Origin of the sequence: Lactococcus sp. (genome assembly GCF_036648155.1) — a bacterium.
GTDB lineage: Bacteria > Bacillota > Bacilli > Lactobacillales > Streptococcaceae > Lactococcus > Lactococcus cremoris.
Map to the genome: position 1 here is coordinate 132,258 of NZ_JAVXIY010000008.1, position 24,721 is coordinate 156,978.

The window sequence follows — 24,721 nt, forward strand, 5'->3', positions numbered from 1 at the left end:
ATCTACGTATATTTTTATTTTTGTCAGTATTTATCACTTTATTAAATTTGCTGACAGATTAAGTTGTCTTTAAAATTCACTGACAAATCTTTTTTTCAGAACTTCAAGTGTATCAGCTACAACCTTTTCCAAAGATTGACTCGCATCTATTTTTACAAAACGCTCAGGTTCTTTTGCAACAATTTCCAAATAACCCTCTCGAACTTTTCGGTGCATCTCAGCTCTTTCCAAGTCTAGGCGATTGACCTCATCCGCTCGATTTTTCATAATCCGTTCAAGTGCAACATCTGTATCAATATCAAAATATAAAGTCAAATCAGGTTTTAAACCATCTGTTGCAAAATAATTAAGCCAATCCACCACCTCAACACCCAAATCACGGCCATAACCCTGATAAGCGACAGAGGAGTCAATAAATCGGTCAACAATGACAACCTTACCTGCTCGTAAAGCTGGCAACATTTTTTCTTGCATATGTAAACGGCGAGCCGCCGCAAAAAGCATCAATTCTGTTTTTGAATCAATCTCTGTATTCTTTGGATCGAGAATAATTTGACGAATTTCTTCAGCCACTCGAACCCCACCTGGTTCTCGAGTTGGGACAACTTCACGCTTCATTTTTTGGATTTCAGGCAAAATTTCTTGCAAAACTGTTGTTTTTCCTGCTCCATCAGGTCCCTCTAGGGAAATTAAAATTCCATTCATAGCCTCTATTATATCAAAAAATCAAACTTTTTATCTTTTTTCTAAAAATATAGGGGTCACTTTTTGCGTAATTTTACTAAAAATTGTATAATATAACTGAAACAGCTTACTTGGTTTGTTAAATCAAATAAATCCAAGTAATATTCAATAAAAAAATTTCTACTTGAAAGGACAACTATGAAAAAAATTCTTGTTGTTGATGATGAAAAACCAATCTCAGATATCGTAAAATTTAATTTAACCAAAGAAGGTTTTGAAGTATTTACAGCTTTCGATGGCGAAGAAGCCCTTGAAGCTTTTAAAGAAGTACAACCTGACCTTATTTTACTTGATTTGATGTTACCAAAACTTGACGGTCTTGATGTTGCACGTGAAATCCGTAAAACCTCTGACACTCCTATTATCATGGTGTCAGCTAAAGATAGCGAGTTTGATAAAGTTATTGGACTTGAACTTGGTGCAGATGACTATGTCACTAAACCATTTTCAAATCGCGAACTTTTAGCTCGTATTAAAGCAAACTTGCGTCGTATCAATGTCGCACCTGCTGAATCTACTGATAATGTTAAGAAAGAATTGATTATCGGAAATCTCCGTATCAATCCAGCACATTATGCTGCTTACAAAAATGATAAACAACTTGACCTCACACACCGTGAGTTTGAATTACTTTATTATCTTGCTCAACACCTCGGCGAAGTTATCACTCGTGAAAATCTTTTGGAAACAGTTTGGGGCTATGATTACTTTGGTGATGTGCGTACAGTTGACGTTACAGTCCGCCGCTTGCGTGAAAAAGTTGAAGATACACCAAGCCGTCCACAATACGTTTCAACACGCCGCGGGGTTGGCTATTACATGAGCAACCCACATGATTAAATTTTTTAATTCAATGATTTTTAAAGGAGTAGTTGCCCACCTACTTCTTTTTGTCATTCTTTTCATGAGCAATTTCGATTATAATCTCATTCATCTTAGTACTTTTATTGGTTATTATTTATTTTCACTCGTTTTTGTTCTGGTTTTTCTCAATCAGCAACATCGAATGATTGTGAATGTTTCTAAACAAATGAACGATATAAAAAATGGTTATTTGAATAGAGATAAAATTCCAAAAGGGACAAGTGAAATCAATGAATTATATGAAGAAATTTTGAAGCTTGGTGAGGACATTGTTCGGACTCAAAATAATCTTGAAAATCAACGCAATCAATTAGATAGCATTCTTGCCTACATGGTTGACGGAGTGATTGCCACAGATCGCCGTGGTAATATTATCATGGCTAATAAGTCAGCCCTCCATTACCTAAACACAAGTAATGAGCTTCTAATGGAAAAGAATATTGTTGATGTTTTGAAAATCGCAGACCAGTATAACTTTTATGATTTACTTGAAAAAGAACCTGAAATAACCATCGAAACACACGATTCTGGGAATGAATCAATTTCACTCCACATCAAATTTGCACTCTTTCGTCGTGAGTCAGGGTTCATTTCAGGAATTATTGCTGTCTTGCACGACATGACCGAACAAGATAAAGCAGAACGTGAACGTCGTCTTTTTGTTTCTAACGTCTCGCATGAATTAAGAACTCCTCTTACTTCCGTCAAGGCCTATCTTGAAGCATTAGAAGATGGCGCAATTGATGATAAAGAAACAGCCTCTTCATTCATCGGTGTTTCACTAACCGAAACCAATCGGATGATTCGGATGATTTCTGATCTTTTAACATTGTCAAGAATGGACCAAGATCGAATTGTTCTTAATAAAGAAATCATTAATTTAATTGCCTTTTTAGACTATCAAATTAATCGATTAGACCAGATTTTAGAAACTGAATCAAATGATTTAATTTCATCCAATTTTACACTCGTTAGAAAGTATTCTGACAAGCCAATCTGGGTAGAAATTGATACCGATAAAATCGCCCAAGTCATTGATAATATCATTGGTAATGCCATTAAATATTCACCAAAAGGTGGTACAATTACAATTTCCGTTGAAACTCGTGAACGAGATGTCTTAATTTCGATTAAAGACGAAGGAATGGGAATTCCAAAATCTGATTTACTTAAGATTTTTGACCGTTTCTATCGAGTAGATAATGCTTCAAGAAATTCAAAAGTAGGTGGAACAGGTTTAGGCTTATCTATTGTCCATGACATTGTCAAAATACATGGCGGAACAATTTTTGCAAGCTCCGAAGGCGAAGGCAAAGGAACAACTTTCAGTTTCACACTGCCATATTCTTCTGAAACTTCCGAATATTGGGATGACGCTGCTGATGATTTTGAATAAAATTGTCCTTCCTAATTCAAACTACAAAAAGAGTTCACTGTCAAATCCGTGAACTCTTTTTTGGGGAAAAAATCTATTATTTCTTACATAGACTTCTTCATCAAAGAAAAATTTTTTCAAGCTCAATTTATTTCCAATAAAATAATAAGTCTCATAGCAATCCCTGACTTTTTCTGCTACAATAGTCATTATGACTGAACAAAATGGCTTTAAATATTCCATTCTAGCCTCTGGATCAACTGGAAATTCCTTCTACTTAGAAACTCCTAAGAAAAAAATTCTTGTTGATGCCGGACTATCTGGAAAAAAAATAGAAAGTTTACTCTCAGAGATTGACCGTGATATCCATGATATTGATGCGCTTTTAATTACGCACGAACATAGTGACCATATCAAAGGAATTGGTGTGCTCGCCCGTAAATATGGGATTGACCTTTATGCGAATGAAGATACATGGTCTGAACTTGATGGTAAAAACGCTTTAGGAAAAATTCCTCTTGAGCAAAAACATCTTTTTGAGATGGGAAAAACGATGACATTTGGTGATATTGATATTGAATCTTTTGGTGTCAGCCATGATGCTATTGCCCCACAATTTTATCGTTTCATGAAAGATGATAAAAGTTTCGTTATGTTGACTGATACAGGATATGTTTCAGATCGTATGCGTGGAACCATTGAAAATGCTGATGCTTATCTAATGGAGTCTAATCATGACATTGAAATTCTAAGAATGGGTGCCTATCCTTGGCGAACAAAACAGCGTATTCTAAGTGATCAAGGCCATTTATCTAACGAAGATGGTGCCGAAGCAGCCTTTAACATTCATGGGAATAAAACAAAAAAAATATTTTTGGGACACTTAAGTCTAAATAATAATATTAAAGAACTTGCTCATCTTACCATGGACGGTTATCTCCAACAACACGATGTGGATACAAAAAATGAATTAAAAATTCTTGATACCAGCCATGAACATGCAAGTCCCCTTTATGATATCTAACATTAATCATTAAAAAATAAAAAAAGAACCCACTTGGGTTCTTTTTTTATTACATCATACCACCCATTCCCATGCTAGGGTCCATTGGAGGCATAGCTGGAGCAGCTGGTTCTGGTTTATTAGCCACAACTGCTTCAGTAGTCAAGATTAATCCAGCAACAGAAGCTGCATTTTGCAAAGCTGAACGAGTCACTTTTGCTGGGTCAACGATTCCTTCTTCAATCATATTTACCCATTGACCTGTCGCTGCATTAAATCCTGTACCAACTTTTTCTGAACGAAGTTTATCAATGATAACTGAACCTTCATATCCTGCATTGGCCGCGATTTGACGAACTGGTTCTTCAAGGGCACGGCGAACGATGTTAATTCCCGTTTGAATATCGCCTTCTTCTGAAAGTTTATCCAAAGCTGCGATGGCATTAACAAGAGCTGTACCACCACCAGAAACGATACCTTCTTCAACAGCAGCACGTGTTGCATTAAGTGCGTCTTCAATCAAAAGTTTCATTGCTTTAAGTTCTGTTTCTGTTGCGGCTCCTACTTTAACTACCGCAACTCCGCCAGCTAATTTCGCTAAGCGCTCTTGCAATTTTTCACGGTCAAAATCAGAAGTTGTTTTTTCGATTTGTGCTTTGATGATAGCCACACGATCAGAAATGGCCTCAACAGAACCAGCACCTTCAACAATTGTTGTATGATCTTTATCAACAGTGGCTTTAGCAGCTTGTCCTAAAGCTTCTAGTGTAGCATCTTTAAGATCAAGGCCAAGTTCTTCAGTAATTACTGTACCACCTGTCAAGATAGCTAAATCTTCCAATTGAGCTTTACGGCGGTCACCAAATCCCGGTGCTTTTACAGCGACTACGTTGAAGACCCCTTTAATCTTATTAAGAACAAGAGTTGGCAATGCTTCTCCATCAACATCATCAGCAACAATTAAAAGTGGACGATTTGTTTTCAAAATTTGTTCAAGAAGCGGTAAAATTTCTTGAATATTTGAGATTTTTTTATCCGTAATCAGAATATAAGGATTATCTAACTCAGCAACCATTTTCTCTGTATTAGAAACCATATATTGACTCAAGTATCCACGGTCAAATTGCATTCCTTCAACAACATCAAGCTCTGTTTGCATTCCTTTTGATTCTTCGATTGTGATAACTCCGTCAGAACCTACACGCTCCATTGCGTCAGAAATATATTCCCCAACTTTTTCACTACGTGATGAAACAGTAGCAACTTGAGCGATTGCTGATTTATCGTGAACAGGAATTGCCATTTCTTTAATTGAAGCAACTGCTGTTTCAGCTGCGAGTTCAATTCCTCGGCGAATACCAACTGGATTTGCACCTGCAGTAACATTTTTCAATCCTTCACGAACAATAGCTTGTGTCAAAACTGTCGCTGTTGTTGTTCCATCACCTGCAATATCATTTGTTTTTGAAGCAACTTCCGAAACAAGTTTAGCTCCCATATTTTCAAAATGGTCTTCAAGTTCAATCTCTTTGGCAATTGTAACACCATCATTTGTAATTAAAGGTGAACCATATGATTTTTCAAGAACAACATTACGCCCTTTTGGCCCAAGAGTTGTTTTTACTGTATCGGCAAGAATATCAATTCCGCGCATCATCGCTGTTCTAGCATCACTTGAAAATTTAATTTCTTTTGACATTTTAGCTCCTTTTTTAAGAATATATTTTTAATTAATAGATTTTAAGATAGACAAAAGACAATCAAAAATTGATTGCTTTTATATTTTTACTCTACAATTGCAAGAAGGTCTGAGTCTTTGAGAATCAAGAATTCTTCACCGTCCATTTTGACAGTCGTTCCGGCAAATTTCTCAAAAATTACTGTATCTCCAACTTTTACGAGTGGAGAAATCAGTGTCCCATGATTAGTTGTTTTCCCTTCACCGACAGCAATAACTTCCGCTGTTTGAGGTTTTTCTTGGGAAGCGCTCGTTAATACGATTCCGCCCATAGATTTTTCCTCTTCTTCTTTTACACGTAAAACTACGCGATTCTCTAAAGGTTTCAACATTATACTTTCCTCCATTTTTTATTTTTAGCACTCTTAATACTTGAGTGCTAACATATTCTTATTTTATCTCAATGGTCAGATTTAGTCAAGAGAAAACATTTAGATTTAATCAAATAAATTAGAAAGGGAGCTCATCAGCTTCAAGTAAGAGTTCCTCAGTCTTTACAGCGCTTTCTCTTAAGGCAAGAGTCGCACGACTTTCCAATAAATCATAGCTCAAACCTAAGATTTCTGTAATATAGTGTTTCTGTTCATTTTTATCAGTATAATTTCTAGTTCTAATCTCTCCCTCTACAGAAATAAGACTTCCTTTTTTAGCATAGGAAACCAATGTTTCTGCTGATTTCCCCCATAAAATTATCGAGATAAAGTCTGCTTCTCGCTCTCCTTTTTCATTTTTGAAGCGGCGATTGACTGCCAGAGTCACACGGACATAAGATTTATTGTTCGTTGTTTTCGAAATTTCAGGTGCGTTTGTTAAACGACCAATCAACATGGTTTTATTCATTATAAAATCCTCCTAACTTTCTATACGTAAAGTTTGAGCATTTGTCACTAAAAAATAAAAAAATCTATCAAGCAGATAGATTTCTATTGTTTATTTGGCATTCAAAGCTGCAACTGTCATATAATTATATGGACTGTTGAAGTGGGGGAGAAAGAATAAATCAAGCAAAGCTAGTTCATCAATTGTTTTTTTCTCTTGAATCGCTAAACTGAACATATTTATATTTCCTGCAATTATCTCACTTTTACTAGCAAGTTGTGCTCCAATAATTCTGCGACTTTTTGTCTCATATACGATACGAATTTTCACACTATCGTTGTTTTCATGAAGAAACCAAGCTTTTTGTTTATCTTCAAAATCACTAAATGAAACTTCTAAACCTAATTTTTTAGCAGCTTTAACAGAAAGTCCTGTAGACGTCATATTGTAACCAAAAATCGAAATACCATTAGACCCTTGAACACCAACAGATTCTAATTCTTTTCCACCAATATTGTGCCCTGCGACAATTCCTGACCGAACAGCATTTGAGGCAAGAGCGATATAAGTAAAATCTTGCAAGGCATTAGAATAAATTGTCGCAACATCACCTACCGCGTAAACATCTGGATCACTACTTTGTTGATGTTTATCCACCTTGATTGCTCCATTTTTGAAGGTAGCCAACTTATCACTTGCCAAGGCACTGTTGGCAGTAAAACCAATACAATTGATGACAAGATCAACATCATAAGTCGCTTTATTGGTTACGATTTGTGATACATAACCTTCCTCATTCGCTTTAAATTCTTTGGCCAGTTCTCCAAAATGAAGTTCAATTCCATGTTGAGCAAGGTTTTCATCCATTCCTTTGGCAAATTCTTCATCATAATATGAAGCAAGCGAAGTATTTTCAGCGTCAAAGAGAAGAACTTCTTTACCCCGACGTTTAGCTGCTTCTGCAATCTCTGTACCGATATATCCTGCACCAATGACTGCGATACGCTTGACTTTTTCTTTGGCAAATTCTGCGTCAATTGCTTGACCTTCTTGAAAAAGTTTCAGAAAATGAATTCCCTTAAGGTCTTTGCCTGGTAGATTAGGAATAATTGGACGTGAACCTGTTGCTAAAACAAGCTTGTCGTAAGCTTCAATTATTTCATCATCAGATTTAGTTTTTGCATAAACTTTCTTATTAGCAAAATCAATTTCTGAAACTTCTGTTTCAGTCAAAATTTTTACCCCTTTTGCCTCAAAATCCTCTGCTTTGGCATAAAATAATTCATCTGGTTTTTCAATTTGTCTTCCAACCCAAATTGCTGTGCCACAACCTAGATAACTCATGTTACTATTACGGTCAATCATGACAATTTCATGCCCGGGATATTGTTCAAGTAATGTATTTGCTGTAGCAATGCCTGCGTGGTTTGTACCGATAACTACGATTTTCATGCTAATAGGCCTCCTTTAAATGTAAAATTCTTTTTACATTATTCAGTTTAGCATAAGTCAATCTATTTTCTTTTGTAAGCGCTTGTGAACATTGTGAAATAATTATTTTAATTATTAGATAAAAAAATCTGTCAAAATAAATTATTTTGACAGATTTATTATTAAGCTTACCACATAGTTTCTGAATCAAAAGCTGTACCCGCAGCCAAAGCTGATGAAAGTTCAATGATTCCACGAACATCGGGAGCATCGGGTAATTCAAGTTCACGCGCTGAACAAAGCATTCCATAAGATTGAACACCTCGAAGAGCTCCTGGAAAAATCAATGCTCCATTAGGCATCATTGCGCCTGGAAGTGCTGCGACTGTTTTTAATCCGAGCGACGCGTTTGGTGCACCACAAACAATTTGTACTGGATCAGCAAAACCAACATTAACTTTACAGATATGAAGATGATCTGAGTCTGGATGGTCTTGCATTTCTACAATCTCAGCGACAACAAATTTTGGTTGCGAATCATGCACAAGAACATCGCTAAATCCTGATTTTCCAAGCTCTTTGTTCAAGATTTCAACATCATCAGATGATAATTTGACTTGTCCATTTACTGACAAGTCTGTCAGTAATGACTTGGCTTCAAAAATATTCCAAGCGACTGTTGATCCAGTTTCTTCGATAAAGATACGTGCTACTTTTCCCTTACGTTCAAAGTTTACCTTTTCACCTCTATCATTTGCCGTGATAAGCATTAAAACATCGCCGACGTTTGTGTTATATGTTGCAATCATTTTTAAATTTTCCCTTTTAATTTCTTAACAGTGATTATTATAGAATATATTTCTGGATTTATCAATGGTCAGTATTTGACTCCATTTTACCTCAAGAAATCAGTCTTATTTTGCACTTGCTAAGAAAGTATTCACTTCTTCTTTGGTTTTGCGTAATTTATTGACTAGACGAGCTTTTTCTTGTCCATCTTCAATAACAACAAAACTTGGAATTCCCATAATTCCCCACTCGATAGCAAGATCCATGTACTCATCACGGTCTACTTCAACAAATCTAAATTCTGGATTCTCTGTTTCAATTTCTGGCATTTTAGGTTTGATAAAATTACAATCTCCACACCAACCAGCTGTGAAAAAGAAGACTGTTTTTTCTGGGCCTTTGACAAGCTCAGCTAAATTTTCAATATTTTCTGGAATAATCATTCTGTATTTCCTTTCGTATTTTTCAAATGGATTCTAACCATTTTCTAAAGAAGTTCTTCTTTTTTTTCAAAAACTTCTAAAGTTTTGGCATTGATTTCAAAAGCAATAGATTTATCATTACTGACAATTCCCCCTTCAAAAAGGGCACCAGAAGTTGGCTCATCAAAAATCCAAAAAGCATCAATTTTTTTTGTAGAAAAATGTTGTCGGACTCTATCAGTAAGCTCATGAATCATTTCTTCTTCCATGTTTTTATAACCATGATAAGCTGCGTGAGCAACGGCTGCTCCCGCGACAATTCCCAAACCAAACTTTAGTATTTTTTTCATATGGAAATTTTAACATATTTCTTGGTATAATTATAGTGTAAATCATCAAAAGAATTACTGACAGATTTGTCAGTAAATTTTTCAGTATCCCGGAGGAGAAAAATGGAACTATTTGACAAAGTAAAAGCACTGACAGAAATTCAAGCCACTTCTGGTTTTGAAGGTCCTGTTCGCGACTATTTAAAAGCTCGTATGGTTGAGCTAGGCTATCAACCAGAATTTGACGGACTTGGTGGTATTTTTGTGACAAAAGCTTCAAAAGTCGAAAATGCCCCACGAATCATGGTTGCGGCTCACATGGATGAGGTCGGATTTATGGTCAGCTCAATCAAAGCTGACGGAACATTCCGCGTTGTTCCTCTTGGTGGTTGGAACCCCTTAGTTGTTTCTGGTCAACGTTTTACCCTATTTACACGTACAGGTAAAAAGATTCCGGTTGTAACTGGTGGTCTTCCTCCACACCTTCTTCGCGGAACTGGTGTAACTCCTCAAATCCCAGCGATTTCTGATATCATCTTTGATGGTGCATTTGAAAATGCTACTGAAGCTGCCGAATTTGGAATCGCCCAAGGTGATTTAATTATTCCAGAAACAGAAACAATTCTGTCAGCAAATGGGAAAAATATCATTTCTAAAGCTTGGGATAATCGCTATGGTTGCTTAATGATTCTTGAACTTCTTGAATTTTTAGCCGACAAAGAATTACCTGTCACATTAATTATTGGCGCGAATGTTCAAGAGGAAGTCGGACTTCGTGGTGCAAAAGTTTCCACAACCAAATTCAATCCTGATCTATTTTTTGCCGTTGACTGTTCACCAGCAAGCGATACCTTCGGTGACGATAATGGTCGCCTCGGAGAAGGAACAACGCTCCGTTTCTTCGACCCAGGTCATATCATGCTTCCTGGAATGAAGAATTTCTTACTTGACACTGCAGATCATGCCAAAGTTAAAACACAAGTTTACATGGCCAAAGGGGGAACCGATGCAGGTGCCGCTCATTTAGCAAATGGAGGAGTTCCTTCAACAACAATCGGTGTAGTAGCCCGCTATATCCATAGTCATCAAACTATTTTCAACCTTGATGATTTTCTCCAAGCTCAAACTTTCTTGAGAGCGATTATTACTTCACTTAATATTGAAAAAGTAGCAGAAATCAAAAACTACTAATTCTAATAAAAAAACACTAGGAATTTATCCTAGTGTTTTTTTAGTTACTTTTTGATGAGGAAGTCTGACTAAAATTGAAAGAAGGTAAAATTTTCTTCCAACCAGCAGCTATATCACTAGCTGACCCACCTATAGAGAAATCATAGGTAGTAGTAGGTGCTCCTGCTTTAGTAGCCCAGAAGCTAGTCGTTGTTTCTCCGCCAAGGTTGACTTCTTGAGTCTTACCATTTGCTAGTTTAACTGTGACTTTCCCTGGTTTTTCTCCTGTAGAAACCAATACTTTACTTTTAGTAACATTTGGATCAGTATTTGGATCAGTAAATTTTTGTCCAGGGCCAAAAATGTTTGGATCAGCTGCATTAATCGCATTAACCAATTGTGCAATATAAGCTGCATTATTGATATATCCTGAATTACTTGTCATCGGTGAATTATCATCATGTCCAGCCCAACCACCAAGTGTAACTGAAGGCGTTGATAACATCATCCAAACATCTGTATAATCATCCGTTGTCCCCGTTTTACCAGCCCATTGAACATTTGTTGCGAGTGAAGGGTTAATCGTTTGTAAATTTCCATAAAACTTACTTGTTTTTTGAGATTTCACTGCGTCTTGAAGCATTGATTCCATAATTGTTGAAGTTGCTTCTGAATAAACTTGGGTACCACCAGTACTTTTATGCTGATAGATTACATTTCCTGTATCATCTTTGATACTATCAATGATATACCAAGGTTCATATTTTCCACCATTAGCCATCGTTTGATAACCGTTCGTATGTTGAACAACCGTTGGATCAACCCCTCCACCAAGTGGAAGTGATTCTACAGAATAATCCGGTATGTCATAGCCCATCTTCGTCATGTAAGGTTCAACTGATTTTCCTTTATTTAAAATCGTTTTGTAAGTCCAATAAGCAGGAATATTGTAGGAAACATTAAGCGCTTCTGAGAATGGCATCATTGCTGTTCCGGTTGAACCAACGTGTTCAATGTCTTGACCACTTGAATATTTAGCGGGATAATTAGAAAGAACACTTGCAGAGCCCATCAACCCCATGTCGATAGCTGGTCCGTAAGCTAAGATCGGCTTAATTGAGGAACCCGGTGAACGTTTAGTATCAAAGGCATGGTTAACCTGACTTTGTGAAAAATCTAATCCGCCAATAAAGCCATAAATTGCTCCTGTTTTATTATCCATTAACACATTACCTGTTTGAATAATTCCTGTACCATCTTGCATCAAACCATTATAGTTTGTTACTGCACTTTGCATCGCATCATAGACTTTTTGATTAATAGTTGTGGTAACAGTGTATCCACCGTTTTGTAATGATTGTTCGGCTAATTCTTGATAACGTTTTTTTGTACTATCATTTCCTAACTCAGTAGCAGATACCTTATCTCGTTTTATCAAATAATTATAGATGTCAGTAATGGCTTCATTGTAGACAACATTGTATAAGTAACCATGTTCTTGTGATTCAGCAACACCCGGTTGCAAAAACTCTTTTGAAATATCATAAGCTTTATACTTCTTATAGTCTGCTTCTGAAATGTATCCGCCACGATAAAGATAAAATAATACTTCCTTTTGGCGTTCAAGACCATAGCTCATATTTTCTTTTGACTTAAGTGAACCATCAGCTGCATAGGGAGAGTAGACGATTGGACTTTGAGGCAAACCAGCAATGAAGGCTGCCTCAGGTATGGTCAAATCCTTAGCTGACTTACCAAAAATCCCTAATGCTGCCTCCTGTACACCAGCAATATTTTGACCTTTATTGTTCCGGCCAAAAGGTGAAACATTTAGATAATCTGTCAAAATTTGATCTTTAGTCAGATAATTATTAAGTTTGAGTGCATAGACGATTTCACTTGCCTTACGTTGGAATGTAACACTATCTCCCAAAACTTGTTGCTTAATGAGCTGTTGAGTCAGTGTTGAGCCTCCAGAGCTTGTCCCGCCCCCGACTGACCCAATAATTCCACGAATGACGGCCTTAGGAACAACCCCTTTATTTGTTTTAAAACTATCATCTTCGGTTGCAACCAAGGCATTCTTTACATTAGGTGAAATCTCGTCACTTTTGACAGTCACACGAACCAAATCACTAGAAATATCAGAAATTGGTTGACCATTGCTATAATTAATGACAGAAACTCCATGTATATCATTAATTTTTGAAAGCATTTCGGCTTTGGGGGGTATCTTCGTTTGTTCAACCAATCGAGCAAAATAACCCACACCTGTTGCTGCTCCAAAGACGCCTACCAGGACAAAAATCATTCCAAATATTACACTCAAGCCACGTAGTACTTTAAAAGTAATGGACAAACTTGACCTGTCATCACTATCATTATTATTTTTTTTAGGACTTTTCCTTGAAGAGTTACTTTGTTTGTGTCGTTTATTATCCATTTTTTCTTTTAAACGAGCGCGAATCTCCTCTTGCGAGTCAATTGAGTCTTTTTTCATGCCCTTATTATATCAAATTTAAAACAATTTTTCGCCACTTTCAGAATTTTTTTTAATAATTTGTTATAATGTAAAACAGTGCTGTTATTTTTTTACTTTTTAATCCAAAGGGAACAGCTCAATTATTATAGAAAGGATTTTTTTATGAACATTTTTGACGAACTTAAAGCACGTGGTTTGGTTTTCCAAACAACGGACGAAGCTGCGCTTTCCAAAGCGCTGACGGAGGATATGGTTTCCTATTATGTGGGCTATGATCCTACTGCTGATTCCCTTCATTTAGGTAATCTTGTACTCATTTTGACAATGAAACGTCTGCAAATGGCTGGTCACAAACCCTATGCACTTGTTGGTGGTGCAACTGGTTTGATTGGTGACCCTTCTTTTAAAGATTCAGAACGTTCGCTCCAAACAAAAGACACCGTAACAAAATGGTCTGGAAAAATCCGTAGTCAACTTGAGCGTTTCCTAGATTTTGAAAATGGTGAAAACAAGGCAGAAATGACTAATAACTACAACTGGTTTGAAAATCTGACATTTATTGATTTTCTCAGAGATGTAGGTAAACATTTTACTGTAAATTACATGATTTCTAAAGACTCTGTAAAATCACGCATGGAAAGCGGAATTTCTTATACAGAATTTGCTTATCAAATTATGCAAGGTTATGATTTCTACGAATTGAACCAATTGCATAATGTCACTTTACAACTTGGTGGTTCTGACCAATGGGGTAATATGACTGCTGGTACAGAGCTTTTACGTCGTAAGGCTAACAAACAAGGACATGTTATCACTATTCCTTTAATTACAGATTCAACTGGTAAAAAATTCGGGAAATCAGAGGGAAATGCAATTTGGCTTGATGCTGATAAAACCTCTCCTTATGAAATGTACCAGTTTTGGCTTAATGTTGATGATGCAGACGCTGTGAAAATGCTGAAAATTTTCACCTTCCTTTCATTAGAAGAGATTGCTGAAATTGAAGAACAATTTGAGGCTGCTCGTCATGAACGTTTGGCTCAAAAAGTTTTGGCTCGTGAAGTTGTAAGTCTCGTTCATGGAAAAGAAGCTTATGAACAAGCTGTTAAAACTTCTGAAATCTTGTTTGGTGGTGGAGATTTACGTCAATTGGATGCTAAATCAATCCTAACAGGTTTGAAAGCAGCGCCACAACATCAAATCGCTCCTGATGAAGACCTGACTCTAATTGAGCTTTTAATTTCTGCAGGAATTGCTCCTTCAAAGAGACAAGCTCGTGAAGATATTACAAATGGAGCAATTTATATCAACGGAGAAAGAGTACAAGAACTTGATTATGTTCTTACAGATTCCGATAAAATTGAGAATCGTCTGACAGTCATTCGTCGTGGAAAAAAGAAAAACTTTGTTTTGACTTATTAATTATCAAAAATTCCTGCTATAAAATGAGCAGGAATTTTATTTTAGAAAAATTTAAGCGTAGCTCTTTCATTTAATCTACAATATGTTATAATAACTGTACTGAATATGTTTTTAGGTGATCAAAATGATAGATAAAAAATTTGAAGATAAGTTAAAAAACTTGCGTGAGTTGTACATCGATAAAAGACCTGAAGTGTCTCAAAAGCTCGAAGATAGTAAAAAATTTGAAGCTTTTATGGCCCTCTCAGATGAAGAAAAAGAAGAAAAACTTCACGCTAAACTTGAAATGCTTACTGATAAACTCATTAAGCTTGATGAAAAATTAGGAAATGCACTTGCTAACGAAGCAAGTGCTAACGATATTTCTGAGCTTAAATATTATATTGATGCCGTTAAGAATAAAAAATTAATTCTTGAACAAAAACTTGAATTAATCAAAAACGGTGAGTTTGATATTGCTCGTAAAGAACGAGTTAAACGTCAGCTTACAGATCTTGAACTCAAACGTTGTAAAGCGCTGTTAGGTAAAAAAGACTGCTCAAAAATCAATGAAAAAATTGCTTTAAAGAAAAAAGCAATTAACCGTTTGAAATAAATAAGTAGAATATGCACTAGTAGAGCTACCTTTGATAGCTCTACTTTGCACTTTTTAAGCGCTCGTCAATTTTTTTAAAGAAAGGACTCTATGCTCCATACTATTTTTTATGTCATTATTTTCCTTTTGGTATTAGTTTTTTCAAATGTCCTTAATAAAGTTTTCCCAAAACTTGCCCTTCCGCTGATTCAAGTGGTTTTAGGACTTATTTTGGGCTTTTTTGGTGCTGACGAAGTTTTACATGTCGCTCCAGAATTTTTTCTAGGCTTTATTATTGCCCCACTTCTATTTAGAGAAAGTGAAGAAGCTGATGTCAAACATATTTTAAAACATAGTAAAATTATTTTAGTACTTATTTTCCCCCTTGTTTTTATCACAACTCTTGGATTAGGTTTAATTTCTAATTGGATATATGTCGGACTTCCTTTGGCTGCTTGTTTTGCTTTAGGAGCCAGTCTTGCTCCTACCGATGCCGTAGCCGTGGGGGCTTTATCCAAAAACTTCTCCTTTCCACGTAGGGTCATGAGTGTTTTACAGGGTGAAGGGCTTCTCAATGATGCTTCTGGAATTATTTCCTTTCAAATTGCATTAGTCGCACTGGTTACAGGTTATTTTTCTTTTCCAGATGCTACAATGAAATTGGTAATCTCTGCCATTGGTGGGGCTGCTATTGGATTTAGTTTAATTTATATTAAAGGGCTTGTTTTGAGACTTTTAGAAGATGTCGATGCCCGAGATGTCTCAGGATATCTTCTCTTAGAACTTGTGGTCCCTCTTGCCGCCTTTCTCATTTCTGAAGAACTTCATGTTTCTGGAATTATCGCTGCTGTCGTCGCTGGAGTGATGTCAGCCAATGGCCTCAAAAGAACAACTTTATTTGATGCTCAAGTAGAAAAACTTAAAAGTACAATTTGGGACACCTTGACTTTCATTTTAAATTCCTTTGTCTTCTTATTTTTAGGAATTGAACTTTATCAACTTGTTGTTCCACTTTTAGTTGACCCTGTTTATTCTTCAGCTCATCTAATTCTCCTTACCCTCGCTTTGACTGCTGGCTTATTTGCCCTTCGATTCGTCGTCATTGCCTTTTATTACTGGCTTCGTTCGCTTAAACAAAAACAGCCTTTCTCTGCTTATTGGAATGATATTCTTCTTCTTACTTTTGCTGGCTCTAAAGGAACTGTAAGTATCGCAACGATTCTTTTGGTTCCTCGAAGTGTTGATATCCAACCGGTACTAGTCTTTCTAGCAGCTGCCGTAACTGGCTTAAGCTTTTTGGTCGGAATGTTCATTCTCCCTTTCTTTGCAGTCAAAAAAGTCTCTAAAGTTAACAATATCTCTAAAATCGCTATTTTATCCGAGGTTGTTGATGAATTACGTCAGGATATGACAACAGCTAAAAATCCTCAGGGATACGATATTGCAATTGATGCTTATCAAGAAAGGATTCAACAGTTAATTATTGAGCAAGAATCCACCGATATGGCGATTGACTATAATGATTTGCAACTTTTGATTATCCGAATCGAATCTGAAGGTCTTGAAGCTTACTTACGTGAAAATAAAATTTCTATGTATACTTATCGAACTTATCAAAGGTATATTCGCTCATTGGAAACAAGTATTGTCCATTCCCTTGTTTCAAGTATTCAATTTGTTTATGTTATTACTTTGCGTGCCTTTCATTTGCTGGTTTCTCGCTTCTTGCATGTGGATTTTTATTTCAAAAAAACAAAAGCAGCAATGGAAACAACGCGTGATGAAATTACTGAACTATATTTCAATAACACCGAACTTATCTTACAAGCCTTGGACAATTTAAATGGGGTTTTTGATGAACAACTTTTGAATTTCTTACAATCAGAACGTTTGCGAACCTCTGAAATTGTGGCTTCTGGTGGTCATATTTCTCGGATGGTAAATAAAGCTCAGCCTAATAACATTACTGAAATGATGCGTGCCTACTATTTAGAACGTAAAGTTATCTTTGAGCATGAGCTTTCTGGAGCAATTACCGCAAGAGAAGCCAAAGATATGCGACTTAATGTCAATATTCTTGAAGATTATTCATTAGCAAGTAATCATCATACACTACTTTTCGACTTTTTGGAACGTCGAAAAAATAAAAACTAATGATTGAATTAGCATAAAATCAAAAAAAGTTACTGACAGTTTTGTCAGTAACTTTTTATTTTTCAATCTTAATAATCGTTTCTAATTTTATATTTCCTTGAATTGCCCTTGAAATCATACAAGAACTTTCTGCACGTTCTGCCAATTTGATTGCTTTACTTTCATCAGCCCCGGCGGCTAGTTTCATGAAGACATGATAGGTAATTTTTTCATAAGTAAAAATCCCTTTTGTCACATCAACCACGCCTTGTCCCTCTACTTTTAAATGTTCCAAAGGAATTTCATTTCGCTCAAGCATTGCCGCTAAAGTAATTGAGTAACAGGTGCTAGCAGCTCCAAGTAGCATTTCATCCGGATTGGTCCCCACTCCCGGTCCAGCCATTGTCTCAGGAATTGAAATTTTTTCATTAAGTGCCCCAGCTTGCAAGTCACCAATAGAATTTCTCCCACCCACCCAATCAATATGTGAATTAAAAAGATGTTTTACCATTTTTTAGCCTTTCCTTTTACTGACAGCACCTACAGCTACTTACTGAGATTTCTGTCAGTAAATTCAAGAAAAAGTCTGTTCACTGACAGACTTTTATTTAGAATGTTTGAGCTTCTAATTCTACTTTTTTGATAAATTCAGCAAGAAGTTCTTCTGTTTTTTCTGGGTCATAAGCATGTCCTTCAACGGCAATTTGTCTAAAATCGCTACCGATAAAGTTAAAGATTGCTGACATGTAAACTGTCGCAGGGTCTTGTGCTCCATAAACCCCACCATTGGCTTGTAAATGTAAGACTTTTTTGCCATTTGCTAAACCAACTGGTCCTTCAGCGGTATATTTAAATGTTTTACCAGCAACGTTTACAGTATCAACCCATGATTTAAGTTCAGCAGGAATCATCAAATTATACATTGGATTAGCAATGACAACTTTGTCAGCTGACAAAAATTGGTCTGTAAAACCAGCAAAACGAGCCAATTTATCTTTTTGTGATGCTGTAAGTTCTGCATTTTTACCTGCAAACATGGCACTGACTAATTCTGTGTTCAAAGTTGGAATATCAGCACTAAAGACATCTAACTCTTCAATTTCATCTTCTGGATGAGCAGACTTGTAAGATTTGACGAAAGCATCAAGACCTTTGAGTGAAAGTGAATATTCAGCAGTGAGTGGATGACCTTTTACAACAAGAAGTTTAGACATATTTTGTTCCTTTATAGAAATTATTTTTTTATTATAAAATTTATTATAGCAAACTTTTCTAAATTCTCAATATATTTAGTACGTGAAAATTTACACATGTAAACATTTTACTGACAGAATTTCTGTCAGTAAAAAAACAATCATTTTGATTGTTTTTACTTTACTTTTTACGTCCCAACAAGCGGAACAAGCCAAGAATCCAAGTCACTAAAACAAGAAATGTTGAAAAATAGAAAGCTACATGAAAACCGTGCAAGAAGACATCTGGTTGATTTGTCAAATAAGTTGTGACCTTATAGCCCAATTGATTAGACATTGCTGTAAACAGAATTAAAGTGGCTAATGATGTTCCTAAAACAAAAGCCATATTACGGGCAAGAGAATTAACTGACCCAGCAATTCCTAAATATTTCCGTTCAACAGTTTCCATAATTAGCGCATTGTTAGGACTTTGGAAAATTCCCATTGACATTCCTTGAATCAATAAAATCACGACTATAACCCAAGGTTCAGAATGTGGATTAATCAAAAGATAGCCAAGTTGGGACAAAACAATTCCTGAAATACCGACAAAAGTGACAATTTCTTTATCCATCTTATCAGCTGCTGAACCCGCCAAAGGGCTGGCAATCAGCATAGCGACTGGGTAAGCCATCATAATCATTCCAGCCACTCCAGGAGCATAATTTCTAAAATCTTGCAGATAAAATGGTAATAAAATACTTGAAAACATAGCTACGGTAAAATTAAAGAGTGCCATAATAATGCTCATTGAAAACAACTTTGATTTAAAAATTCCTAAATCAAGTAAAGGCTGTGCCACCTTTTTCTCAGTGACAATAAATATTCCAAAGAGAATAAAACCAACAAGTGCGCCAATAATAATCAATGGATTAGTCCAACCCAGTGATTGACCGAAGTTAAGCGACAGAAAAAGTAAAATAACAACAGCTGTCATCAAGGTTCCACCCTTAAAATCAATATCTGACCATTTTCCACTCGTGGTTTCTTTTGGTAAGGCATGATTCCCAAAAATCCAAGCCAAAATTCCGATTGGAACATTAATCCAAAAAATATAATTCCAAGAAGCGACCTGCAAAATCAAACCACCAAGTGCTGGTCCAGCGATTGAACCTACTGAAACAAACATCGCCGAGATTGAAAGTGCTCTGGCTCGACTTTCAATTGGAAAAATTTCTGAAATAATTCCAAAACCAGTTGCCATAAACATTGAAGCCCCAATAGCTTGAACAATTCGCGCAAAAAGTAAAAAACCTAAGCCCCAACCAAAGTTTAAACCAGCCAGTGCTGAGCCTAAAATAAAAATCCCCCAACCAATTCGGGCAATTCGTGATTTCCCAATCAAGTCACCAAGACGACCAAAAATCAAAACAATCGCTGAAATGACAATGAGATAAATTGTCACCACCCATGTGATTTGTGAAGTTGAAACATGAAGTTCCCTTGACATCGTTGGTAGAGCAATGTTGACAATTGAACCATCCAATGTCGACATAAAAGTAAAAATCCCTAAGGCAATCAAAGCCTTTATTCGATCTGACATAAAATCCTTCCCTATAAAATGAGCGCCACAACTTCTTTTAAAATTCCCTAACAATCTTTATATTAAAAGGCTAACTCAAATATTTTTTTCTAAGTTTATAAATAACGTTGGTTATTATATCCTTGTTTCAGTCCTTTGTCAAGTTTAGACTATTAATCGTAGTTTTCGTATCAAATAAAAAACTCTACTTATCAATAACAAGCAGAGTCTTCATATTATAAGAAATCAGCAAATTCTTCTTCTTCGGTTTGGTCCCAATTTTCGCCGACAATCGTTGTAAGCATAATTCCTTTGACTGCACGGTCAACCATTCCTTCAACATCCATTCTCTTTTCATATTGAATACAATTTTCAAGTTTTGGATTTGTTTTTGGAGAAGGTGGGGCAAAGACAGTACAACAATCTTCAAATGGTAGAATTGATAAATTAAAAGTATCGATTTTTTCAGCTATTTCAATAATTTCATTTTTATCCATGGTTACCACTGGTCGAATGACCGGAGTATTAGTCACTTCATTAATGGCAGACATTGAGCCGAGCGTTTGGCTAGCAACTTGTCCCAAAGATTCTCCATTAATAATTACTTTCCCGCCTCGTTCTTCACGAACACGGTCAACCACACGCATCATGAAACGACGCGTAATTGTCATCAAATATGCTTGTGGAGCCTTGGCTTTTATTTCTTCTTGAATCTCGGTAAATGGTACTTCAATAAAGGTAATTGAACCGCCAAAAACGGTTAATTTAGCCGCTAAGTCTTTGGCTTTCTTCAAAGCTCCTGGTGAAGTGTAAGGAGGGCTAGCAAAGTGAACAGCTTCAATCTCAACGCCACGTTTCAACGCTAAGTAACCTGCAACTGGTGAATCAATTCCACCTGAGAGCATCAAATGTCCACGTCCTGCTGTTCCAACTGGCATTCCACCCGCACCTTTGATATCTTCAAAACTAAGGTAAGTCGCATCTTGTCTGATTTCAACGCGCAGTGTGATATCAGGCTTTTTCATTTGTACTTTTGCGTAAGAGAAATTATCAAAAACAACATCTCCTAAAGCAATATTTAATTCTGTTGAATCTAATTCAAAGTTATGGTCAGCTCGTCTGGTAGCAATTTTAAAAGTCTGCCCTTCGCGATAAATCTCTTTAAAAAGTGCTACAACTTCTTCTTTGATAATGGACATTGATTTTTCAACTTTGATTGAAGGTGAAAAATTTTGGATCCCAAAAACTTTTGTTAAACGATTTGAAACTTCGGCATAATCTGCTCCATTAAGTTCAATATGTGCTCTATCTCTTACTGCTGTAATTTTTAATTCAGGCATATCTGCAAGGACTTCGCGGATATTTTTTGCCAAACGATTGATAAAGTAACCACGATTTTTTCCTTTGGTTGAAAGTTCACCATAACGAACCATGATTTCATCATATAATACAGTCATTCTTATTCTCCTACATTCTTTTGCATACTTTTAATCATTAAATACTTCAAAAAATGAATAATTTAACCTAAAAATCCAGTCAAATTTTCTTTATTTAATGAAAAAAAGCACGCAGCGTTCTAATTATAACACAATGTTTCCCTTTTTTTATAGACATTTTTAAAATTATTATCTCATTTCCTAAAGCTCTATTGAGCTTGATATACTCCATTTTAAAAGCAAAATAAAATGCCACTAGATCATTGACCTAGTGGTAATTGTTATCGATGATTCGTTTTTAAATACTTTCAGCAGAATATTTTTCAGAGATAATCTGAAGTAATTTACTTCCCAAAAAAATACAATATCTTATAAAAACGTAAGTAACGATTACAATCGCTATAAAAATTTCTAAATTAGCTAATAATTCTAAATTCAAAAATTGGAAAATACTGAGCTTACTTGTTAAATTTACCGCAGTGGCAGAAATGACAAGAGGGAATGTAAAGGCAGCATAACTAGGGTAAAAGGCACTTCTTAAAAGTTTTGTCAGTAAGCCCAAAGTTATAAAATAGATGGCTTGCGACAAGATAAATAAAAAGATAATGAACATTTTGGATTTTGATTCTACAACAGTGAGATAACCTACTAAGCCCAGTGAACCTGGTGCTGTGATGATTGTAATCAATGGAAGTAAAGATTTGTGCATTTTTCGTAAAATAAAAACTCTGTGCATAACAATAGGAAGAAGGATAAAGTAAAAGAGTAGTGTTATCCAAACCACAACTTTACCCACTTCCAGACCGAAATTTGGTGATGTTGCTGATATTACCCCAATGCCAACAAAAGTGATAAACCAACTCGGATAAACATCATGTATTTTTAGTTCTTTAGGGAGTATATGGAGATAAATAAAATACATCATTAAAATAAGATGCAAGACTAAAGCAGTCCACCAAATTACATTCGCAAGAAGGCTAAAGCCGGATAAACGTTGTAAAAATACGCTTAGTACCATTAAAGACATGGTGAAAGTTGGTGAAACAGAAGCTACGATTGGGTCATTCAAAGCCGAAATTGCGTGCTTCATTGTAAGTCCTACTTTGAGCAAAATCAAAATCATAAGGAACAAGCCTAACATATCGTAAAGGTTTCCTAAAATAGCATAACCTTTACTGTAAAGGAGATTTCCTAAAGATATTAAGCCCAATATTAAGCCGCATATCGGGAGAGGAATTTGTTTTAAAAATGATATAAATTTTGAATAGATCATAAAACTTCTCTTTCTATATTTTTTATTAATTCTCGTTAACCAATTGATTCTATTAATAATATATAATAGTTGAATTAATTTGTAAAATAAATTATTATAATCATATGAATTAAAAAAAATAATTTGTTAATGATATGTTTTAAGGAGAAAATCAGATGTTTTCATTATTTGAGACTTTTATCGTTGTTTATGAAACTAAAAGTTTTACCCTAGCCGGAAAATATTTATTTATTTCACAACCTACTGTAACCGTGAGAATCAAGAAACTTGAAGAAGAATTAAAATCAACATTATTTCTAAGGGGAAAACATCAAGAAATTATCCCGACTGAAGCCGCAATATTATTTTATCCCAAAGCGATTGCCTATCTAAAAAAATGGGAGGAAGACCAAGCGGAGGTACAAAAGAAATCTCTTGCAAAACATCCTTTCAAAATCGGAGTTTCACATAGTGCTGCTTTAAGTATTATGCCAAGAATTTTTAAAGTATTTGAAGATGAGTTGGAACAATTGGATGTAGAAATTAATATGTATGACTCAGAAAAAGTATTTGAATTAGTTGCAAATCATGATTTGCATTTTGGAATCATTGAACGATTACTCATTAGTGATCAAACCGAAACCTTTCCTTTGTTTTTAGATGAGTTGGTCCTTGCTGGAAATACAGATTCAGAAACTTTCTTTACCAGAGAATCTGGTTCAGGAATTGGATATTATATCAAAAGATATCTCAAATCTGCTCCTTCTTCTAGAAGAAACATTGTTCGTATGAATAGTAATGAGATGATTATTTCCCATATCAAAGCTGGTTTAGGTTCTTCTTTGATTTCTAAATCCTTTTTATCTGATGATATCCCTTATCAAGAACTTGGAAGTAATTATCATAGAGAGTTTTTAGGAGTTTCTTTTGATGAAGAAAAAGACCCCGTGATTCAAAAATTAATTAATAAAATAAAAAAAGAAACCGAAATTCGTTAGAAATAATAAAAATAAGAAACAGAAGCAAGCTGCTTCTGCTTTTTTTATTATTTTTTTTAATCATAACGATAAAATAAATTCATTTTACACATTGTAAAAATATAGATAAAATAATAATAGATTTTATAAAGGACATCAGAAAATTACTTTAAAGGGGGACAAGAATTGGCTTTTATAATCATTAGTTTTGTGATTTCTATCATTTTAATTTTATGTACTATGATTAGTTATCTATGGCTTTTTAACAGATAGGCTTTATAAAAATATAGAAAAAATAAATATTGAATAAACCCGAATTGCTAGTTGATTATTTAGCCATGACTTGATACCCGATAGAATATCTTAAAGTCTCTGGTTCCAGTGATTTAGCTGATTTTAACAGTAAAGAATACGCTAAAAGTATCATCTCTAATTTCAATTGAAAACCTTGAGGCGAACGACTTTTACAACGCTCAGCTCCTAGATTTGTCAAAAAAGAGAAAACTCGCTCAATCACTTTTCTACGTTTTGAAAAATTAGGGAAAAGGATTTTCTTTTGCTTCATGTTCTTCCTGACAGGTGTAATCAGATCAATTCCTTTTAATTCCAGCCTATCATGCAGTGACTGACCTAAATATCCCATATCTCCAAGGACTTTTGGTGTCCCAAATTGACTCAACACTTCCTCGGTCATTGAACTATCAGCCATTGAAGCAGGAGTAATTGTGTAGTCTATGACATAGCCTGATTCACTGACTAAAGCATGACATTTACATCCATAGAAGTACTGTCCCTTTGTAGCATTGTAGCCAACATTTGCATAATCTCCAAGCACTTTGCTTCTGAAGTTACGAATAGGCTGACACAAAGGAATGGGGAAGCTGTCAATAATGGATACACTCATTCCTTCAACCTCTTTAAAGACGAGTGCTTGGCGAATGACTTGGATACTCGGTAAGAGGGCATTACAACGGCGGACAAAGCGAGAATATTCTAGGAAATTA

The 24,721-nt window shown here is 35.5% G+C and carries 23 protein-coding genes; 8 read left to right on the top strand and 15 right to left on the bottom strand.

Features of this window, described 5'->3' with window-relative positions:
- Positions 1-69: 69 nt before the first annotated feature.
- Entirely contained in the window at positions 70-705 is a 636-nt protein-coding gene (gene tmk / locus RSC39_RS09540) for a dTMP kinase (RefSeq protein ID WP_015082045.1), read from the bottom strand.
- Positions 706-882: 177 nt separating this feature from the next.
- Between tmk and yycF the strand changes: the two genes are divergently transcribed.
- From yycF to RSC39_RS09555, 3 genes are all read left to right on the top strand, one after another.
- Entirely contained in the window at positions 883-1,584 is a 702-nt protein-coding gene (yycF, locus tag RSC39_RS09545; protein ID WP_003131580.1) for a response regulator YycF, read from the top strand.
- 64 nt (positions 1,585-1,648) lie between these two features.
- Positions 1,649-3,004 (top strand): ATP-binding protein, encoded by a 1,356-nt coding sequence (locus RSC39_RS09550; RefSeq protein WP_332536810.1) that lies wholly within the window; start codon positions 1,649-1,651, stop codon positions 3,002-3,004.
- Positions 3,005-3,194: 190 nt separating this feature from the next.
- Positions 3,195-4,007, top strand: coding sequence for an MBL fold metallo-hydrolase (locus tag RSC39_RS09555; protein WP_332536787.1), 813 nt, complete (start codon positions 3,195-3,197; stop codon positions 4,005-4,007).
- A 49-nt stretch (positions 4,008-4,056) separates the two neighbouring features.
- On the opposite strand, the gene groL is transcribed toward RSC39_RS09555, so the two are convergent.
- The 7 genes from groL to RSC39_RS09590 all read right to left on the bottom strand — a co-directional run bounded on the left by groL (position 4,057) and on the right by RSC39_RS09590 (position 9,535).
- Positions 4,057-5,685, bottom strand: a complete 1,629-nt coding sequence (gene groL, locus RSC39_RS09560) for a chaperonin GroEL (protein ID WP_332536789.1) — start codon at positions 5,683-5,685, stop codon at positions 4,057-4,059.
- Between the two features lie 86 nt (positions 5,686-5,771).
- A complete protein-coding gene (groES, locus tag RSC39_RS09565; protein ID WP_011834459.1) occupies positions 5,772-6,056 on the bottom strand; it encodes a co-chaperone GroES in 285 nt (94 codons plus the stop codon).
- 118 nt (positions 6,057-6,174) lie between these two features.
- Positions 6,175-6,564, bottom strand: a complete 390-nt coding sequence (locus RSC39_RS09570; RefSeq protein ID WP_021036727.1) for a single-stranded DNA-binding protein — start codon at positions 6,562-6,564, stop codon at positions 6,175-6,177.
- A 90-nt stretch (positions 6,565-6,654) separates the two neighbouring features.
- Entirely contained in the window at positions 6,655-7,995 is a 1,341-nt protein-coding gene (locus RSC39_RS09575; protein ID WP_011834457.1) for an FAD-dependent oxidoreductase, read from the bottom strand.
- Positions 7,996-8,162: 167 nt separating this feature from the next.
- A complete protein-coding gene (locus RSC39_RS09580) occupies positions 8,163-8,783 on the bottom strand; it encodes a YtpR family tRNA-binding protein (protein ID WP_332536791.1) in 621 nt (206 codons plus the stop codon).
- A 105-nt stretch (positions 8,784-8,888) separates the two neighbouring features.
- Positions 8,889-9,206: a thioredoxin family protein gene (locus tag RSC39_RS09585; protein WP_011675460.1), complete on the bottom strand. Its 318-nt coding sequence runs from the start codon at positions 9,204-9,206 to the stop codon at positions 8,889-8,891.
- Positions 9,207-9,250: 44 nt separating this feature from the next.
- Positions 9,251-9,535, bottom strand: a complete 285-nt coding sequence (locus tag RSC39_RS09590) for a hypothetical protein (RefSeq protein ID WP_011675459.1) — start codon at positions 9,533-9,535, stop codon at positions 9,251-9,253.
- Between the two features lie 102 nt (positions 9,536-9,637).
- Here RSC39_RS09590 and pepA point away from each other — a divergent pair, with 102 nt between their 5' ends.
- Complete coding sequence (gene pepA, locus RSC39_RS09595) at positions 9,638-10,705, top strand: glutamyl aminopeptidase (RefSeq protein ID WP_063281850.1); 1,068 nt, start codon at positions 9,638-9,640, stop codon at positions 10,703-10,705.
- A 40-nt stretch (positions 10,706-10,745) separates the two neighbouring features.
- Here pepA and RSC39_RS09600 read toward each other — a convergent pair whose 3' ends face one another.
- Positions 10,746-13,184 (bottom strand): transglycosylase domain-containing protein, encoded by a 2,439-nt coding sequence (locus RSC39_RS09600; RefSeq protein WP_332536794.1) that lies wholly within the window; start codon positions 13,182-13,184, stop codon positions 10,746-10,748.
- A gap of 144 nt (positions 13,185-13,328) precedes the next feature.
- Here RSC39_RS09600 and tyrS point away from each other — a divergent pair, with 144 nt between their 5' ends.
- From tyrS to RSC39_RS09615, 3 genes are all read left to right on the top strand, one after another.
- The gene (gene tyrS / locus RSC39_RS09605) at positions 13,329-14,588 is read left to right on the top strand and encodes a tyrosine--tRNA ligase (protein ID WP_011675456.1); all 1,260 of its coding nucleotides are present in this window, start codon (positions 13,329-13,331) and stop codon (positions 14,586-14,588) included.
- Between the two features lie 124 nt (positions 14,589-14,712).
- Positions 14,713-15,183 (top strand): hypothetical protein, encoded by a 471-nt coding sequence (locus tag RSC39_RS09610; RefSeq protein WP_011834452.1) that lies wholly within the window; start codon positions 14,713-14,715, stop codon positions 15,181-15,183.
- Positions 15,184-15,273: 90 nt separating this feature from the next.
- Positions 15,274-17,316 (top strand): sodium:proton antiporter, encoded by a 2,043-nt coding sequence (locus tag RSC39_RS09615; RefSeq protein WP_021036724.1) that lies wholly within the window; start codon positions 15,274-15,276, stop codon positions 17,314-17,316.
- Positions 17,317-17,371: 55 nt separating this feature from the next.
- On the opposite strand, the gene RSC39_RS09620 is transcribed toward RSC39_RS09615, so the two are convergent.
- The 5 genes from RSC39_RS09620 to RSC39_RS09640 all read right to left on the bottom strand — a co-directional run bounded on the left by RSC39_RS09620 (position 17,372) and on the right by RSC39_RS09640 (position 22,761).
- Positions 17,372-17,806: an OsmC family protein gene (locus RSC39_RS09620; RefSeq protein ID WP_021036723.1), complete on the bottom strand. Its 435-nt coding sequence runs from the start codon at positions 17,804-17,806 to the stop codon at positions 17,372-17,374.
- A gap of 97 nt (positions 17,807-17,903) precedes the next feature.
- Positions 17,904-18,509, bottom strand: a complete 606-nt coding sequence (locus RSC39_RS09625; RefSeq protein WP_332536797.1) for an FMN-dependent NADH-azoreductase — start codon at positions 18,507-18,509, stop codon at positions 17,904-17,906.
- 160 nt (positions 18,510-18,669) lie between these two features.
- A complete protein-coding gene (locus tag RSC39_RS09630; RefSeq protein WP_332536799.1) occupies positions 18,670-20,073 on the bottom strand; it encodes an MFS transporter in 1,404 nt (467 codons plus the stop codon).
- Between the two features lie 215 nt (positions 20,074-20,288).
- Positions 20,289-21,509, bottom strand: a complete 1,221-nt coding sequence (gene thiI / locus RSC39_RS09635; protein ID WP_332536801.1) for a tRNA uracil 4-sulfurtransferase ThiI — start codon at positions 21,507-21,509, stop codon at positions 20,289-20,291.
- A gap of 277 nt (positions 21,510-21,786) precedes the next feature.
- A complete protein-coding gene (locus tag RSC39_RS09640; RefSeq protein ID WP_063281857.1) occupies positions 21,787-22,761 on the bottom strand; it encodes a TDT family transporter in 975 nt (324 codons plus the stop codon).
- A 155-nt stretch (positions 22,762-22,916) separates the two neighbouring features.
- Here RSC39_RS09640 and RSC39_RS09645 point away from each other — a divergent pair, with 155 nt between their 5' ends.
- Entirely contained in the window at positions 22,917-23,738 is an 822-nt protein-coding gene (locus RSC39_RS09645) for a LysR family transcriptional regulator (protein ID WP_011834446.1), read from the top strand.
- Positions 23,739-24,045: 307 nt separating this feature from the next.
- On the opposite strand, the gene RSC39_RS09650 is transcribed toward RSC39_RS09645, so the two are convergent.
- Positions 24,046-24,721, bottom strand: a 676-nt coding sequence (locus tag RSC39_RS09650; RefSeq protein WP_332536804.1) for an IS982-like element ISLll1 family transposase, incomplete at its 5' end; no start/stop codon positions are given.

Excerpts from the sequence above, each read along its gene's own strand:
- tmk (WP_015082045.1), bottom strand. The coding sequence starts at position 705 with ATGAATGGAATTTTAATTTCCCTAGAGGGACCTGATGGAGCAGGAAAA.
- yycF (WP_003131580.1), top strand. The coding sequence starts at position 883 with ATGAAAAAAATTCTTGTTGTTGATGATGAAAAACCAATCTCAGATATC.
- RSC39_RS09550 (WP_332536810.1), top strand. The coding sequence starts at position 1,649 with ATGAGCAATTTCGATTATAATCTCATTCATCTTAGTACTTTTATTGGT.
- RSC39_RS09555 (WP_332536787.1), top strand. The coding sequence starts at position 3,195 with ATGACTGAACAAAATGGCTTTAAATATTCCATTCTAGCCTCTGGATCA.
- groL (WP_332536789.1), bottom strand. The coding sequence starts at position 5,685 with ATGTCAAAAGAAATTAAATTTTCAAGTGATGCTAGAACAGCGATGATG.
- groES (WP_011834459.1), bottom strand. The coding sequence starts at position 6,056 with ATGTTGAAACCTTTAGAGAATCGCGTAGTTTTACGTGTAAAAGAAGAA.
- RSC39_RS09570 (WP_021036727.1), bottom strand. The coding sequence starts at position 6,564 with ATGAATAAAACCATGTTGATTGGTCGTTTAACAAACGCACCTGAAATT.
- RSC39_RS09575 (WP_011834457.1), bottom strand. The coding sequence starts at position 7,995 with ATGAAAATCGTAGTTATCGGTACAAACCACGCAGGCATTGCTACAGCA.
- RSC39_RS09580 (WP_332536791.1), bottom strand. The coding sequence starts at position 8,783 with ATGATTGCAACATATAACACAAACGTCGGCGATGTTTTAATGCTTATC.
- RSC39_RS09585 (WP_011675460.1), bottom strand. The coding sequence starts at position 9,206 with ATGATTATTCCAGAAAATATTGAAAATTTAGCTGAGCTTGTCAAAGGC.
- RSC39_RS09590 (WP_011675459.1), bottom strand. The coding sequence starts at position 9,535 with ATGAAAAAAATACTAAAGTTTGGTTTGGGAATTGTCGCGGGAGCAGCC.
- pepA (WP_063281850.1), top strand. The coding sequence starts at position 9,638 with ATGGAACTATTTGACAAAGTAAAAGCACTGACAGAAATTCAAGCCACT.
- RSC39_RS09600 (WP_332536794.1), bottom strand. The coding sequence starts at position 13,184 with ATGAAAAAAGACTCAATTGACTCGCAAGAGGAGATTCGCGCTCGTTTA.
- tyrS (WP_011675456.1), top strand. The coding sequence starts at position 13,329 with ATGAACATTTTTGACGAACTTAAAGCACGTGGTTTGGTTTTCCAAACA.
- RSC39_RS09610 (WP_011834452.1), top strand. The coding sequence starts at position 14,713 with ATGATAGATAAAAAATTTGAAGATAAGTTAAAAAACTTGCGTGAGTTG.
- RSC39_RS09615 (WP_021036724.1), top strand. The coding sequence starts at position 15,274 with ATGCTCCATACTATTTTTTATGTCATTATTTTCCTTTTGGTATTAGTT.
- RSC39_RS09620 (WP_021036723.1), bottom strand. The coding sequence starts at position 17,806 with ATGGTAAAACATCTTTTTAATTCACATATTGATTGGGTGGGTGGGAGA.
- RSC39_RS09625 (WP_332536797.1), bottom strand. The coding sequence starts at position 18,509 with ATGTCTAAACTTCTTGTTGTAAAAGGTCATCCACTCACTGCTGAATAT.
- RSC39_RS09630 (WP_332536799.1), bottom strand. The coding sequence starts at position 20,073 with ATGTCAGATCGAATAAAGGCTTTGATTGCCTTAGGGATTTTTACTTTT.
- thiI (WP_332536801.1), bottom strand. The coding sequence starts at position 21,509 with ATGACTGTATTATATGATGAAATCATGGTTCGTTATGGTGAACTTTCA.
- RSC39_RS09640 (WP_063281857.1), bottom strand. The coding sequence starts at position 22,761 with ATGATCTATTCAAAATTTATATCATTTTTAAAACAAATTCCTCTCCCG.
- RSC39_RS09645 (WP_011834446.1), top strand. The coding sequence starts at position 22,917 with ATGTTTTCATTATTTGAGACTTTTATCGTTGTTTATGAAACTAAAAGT.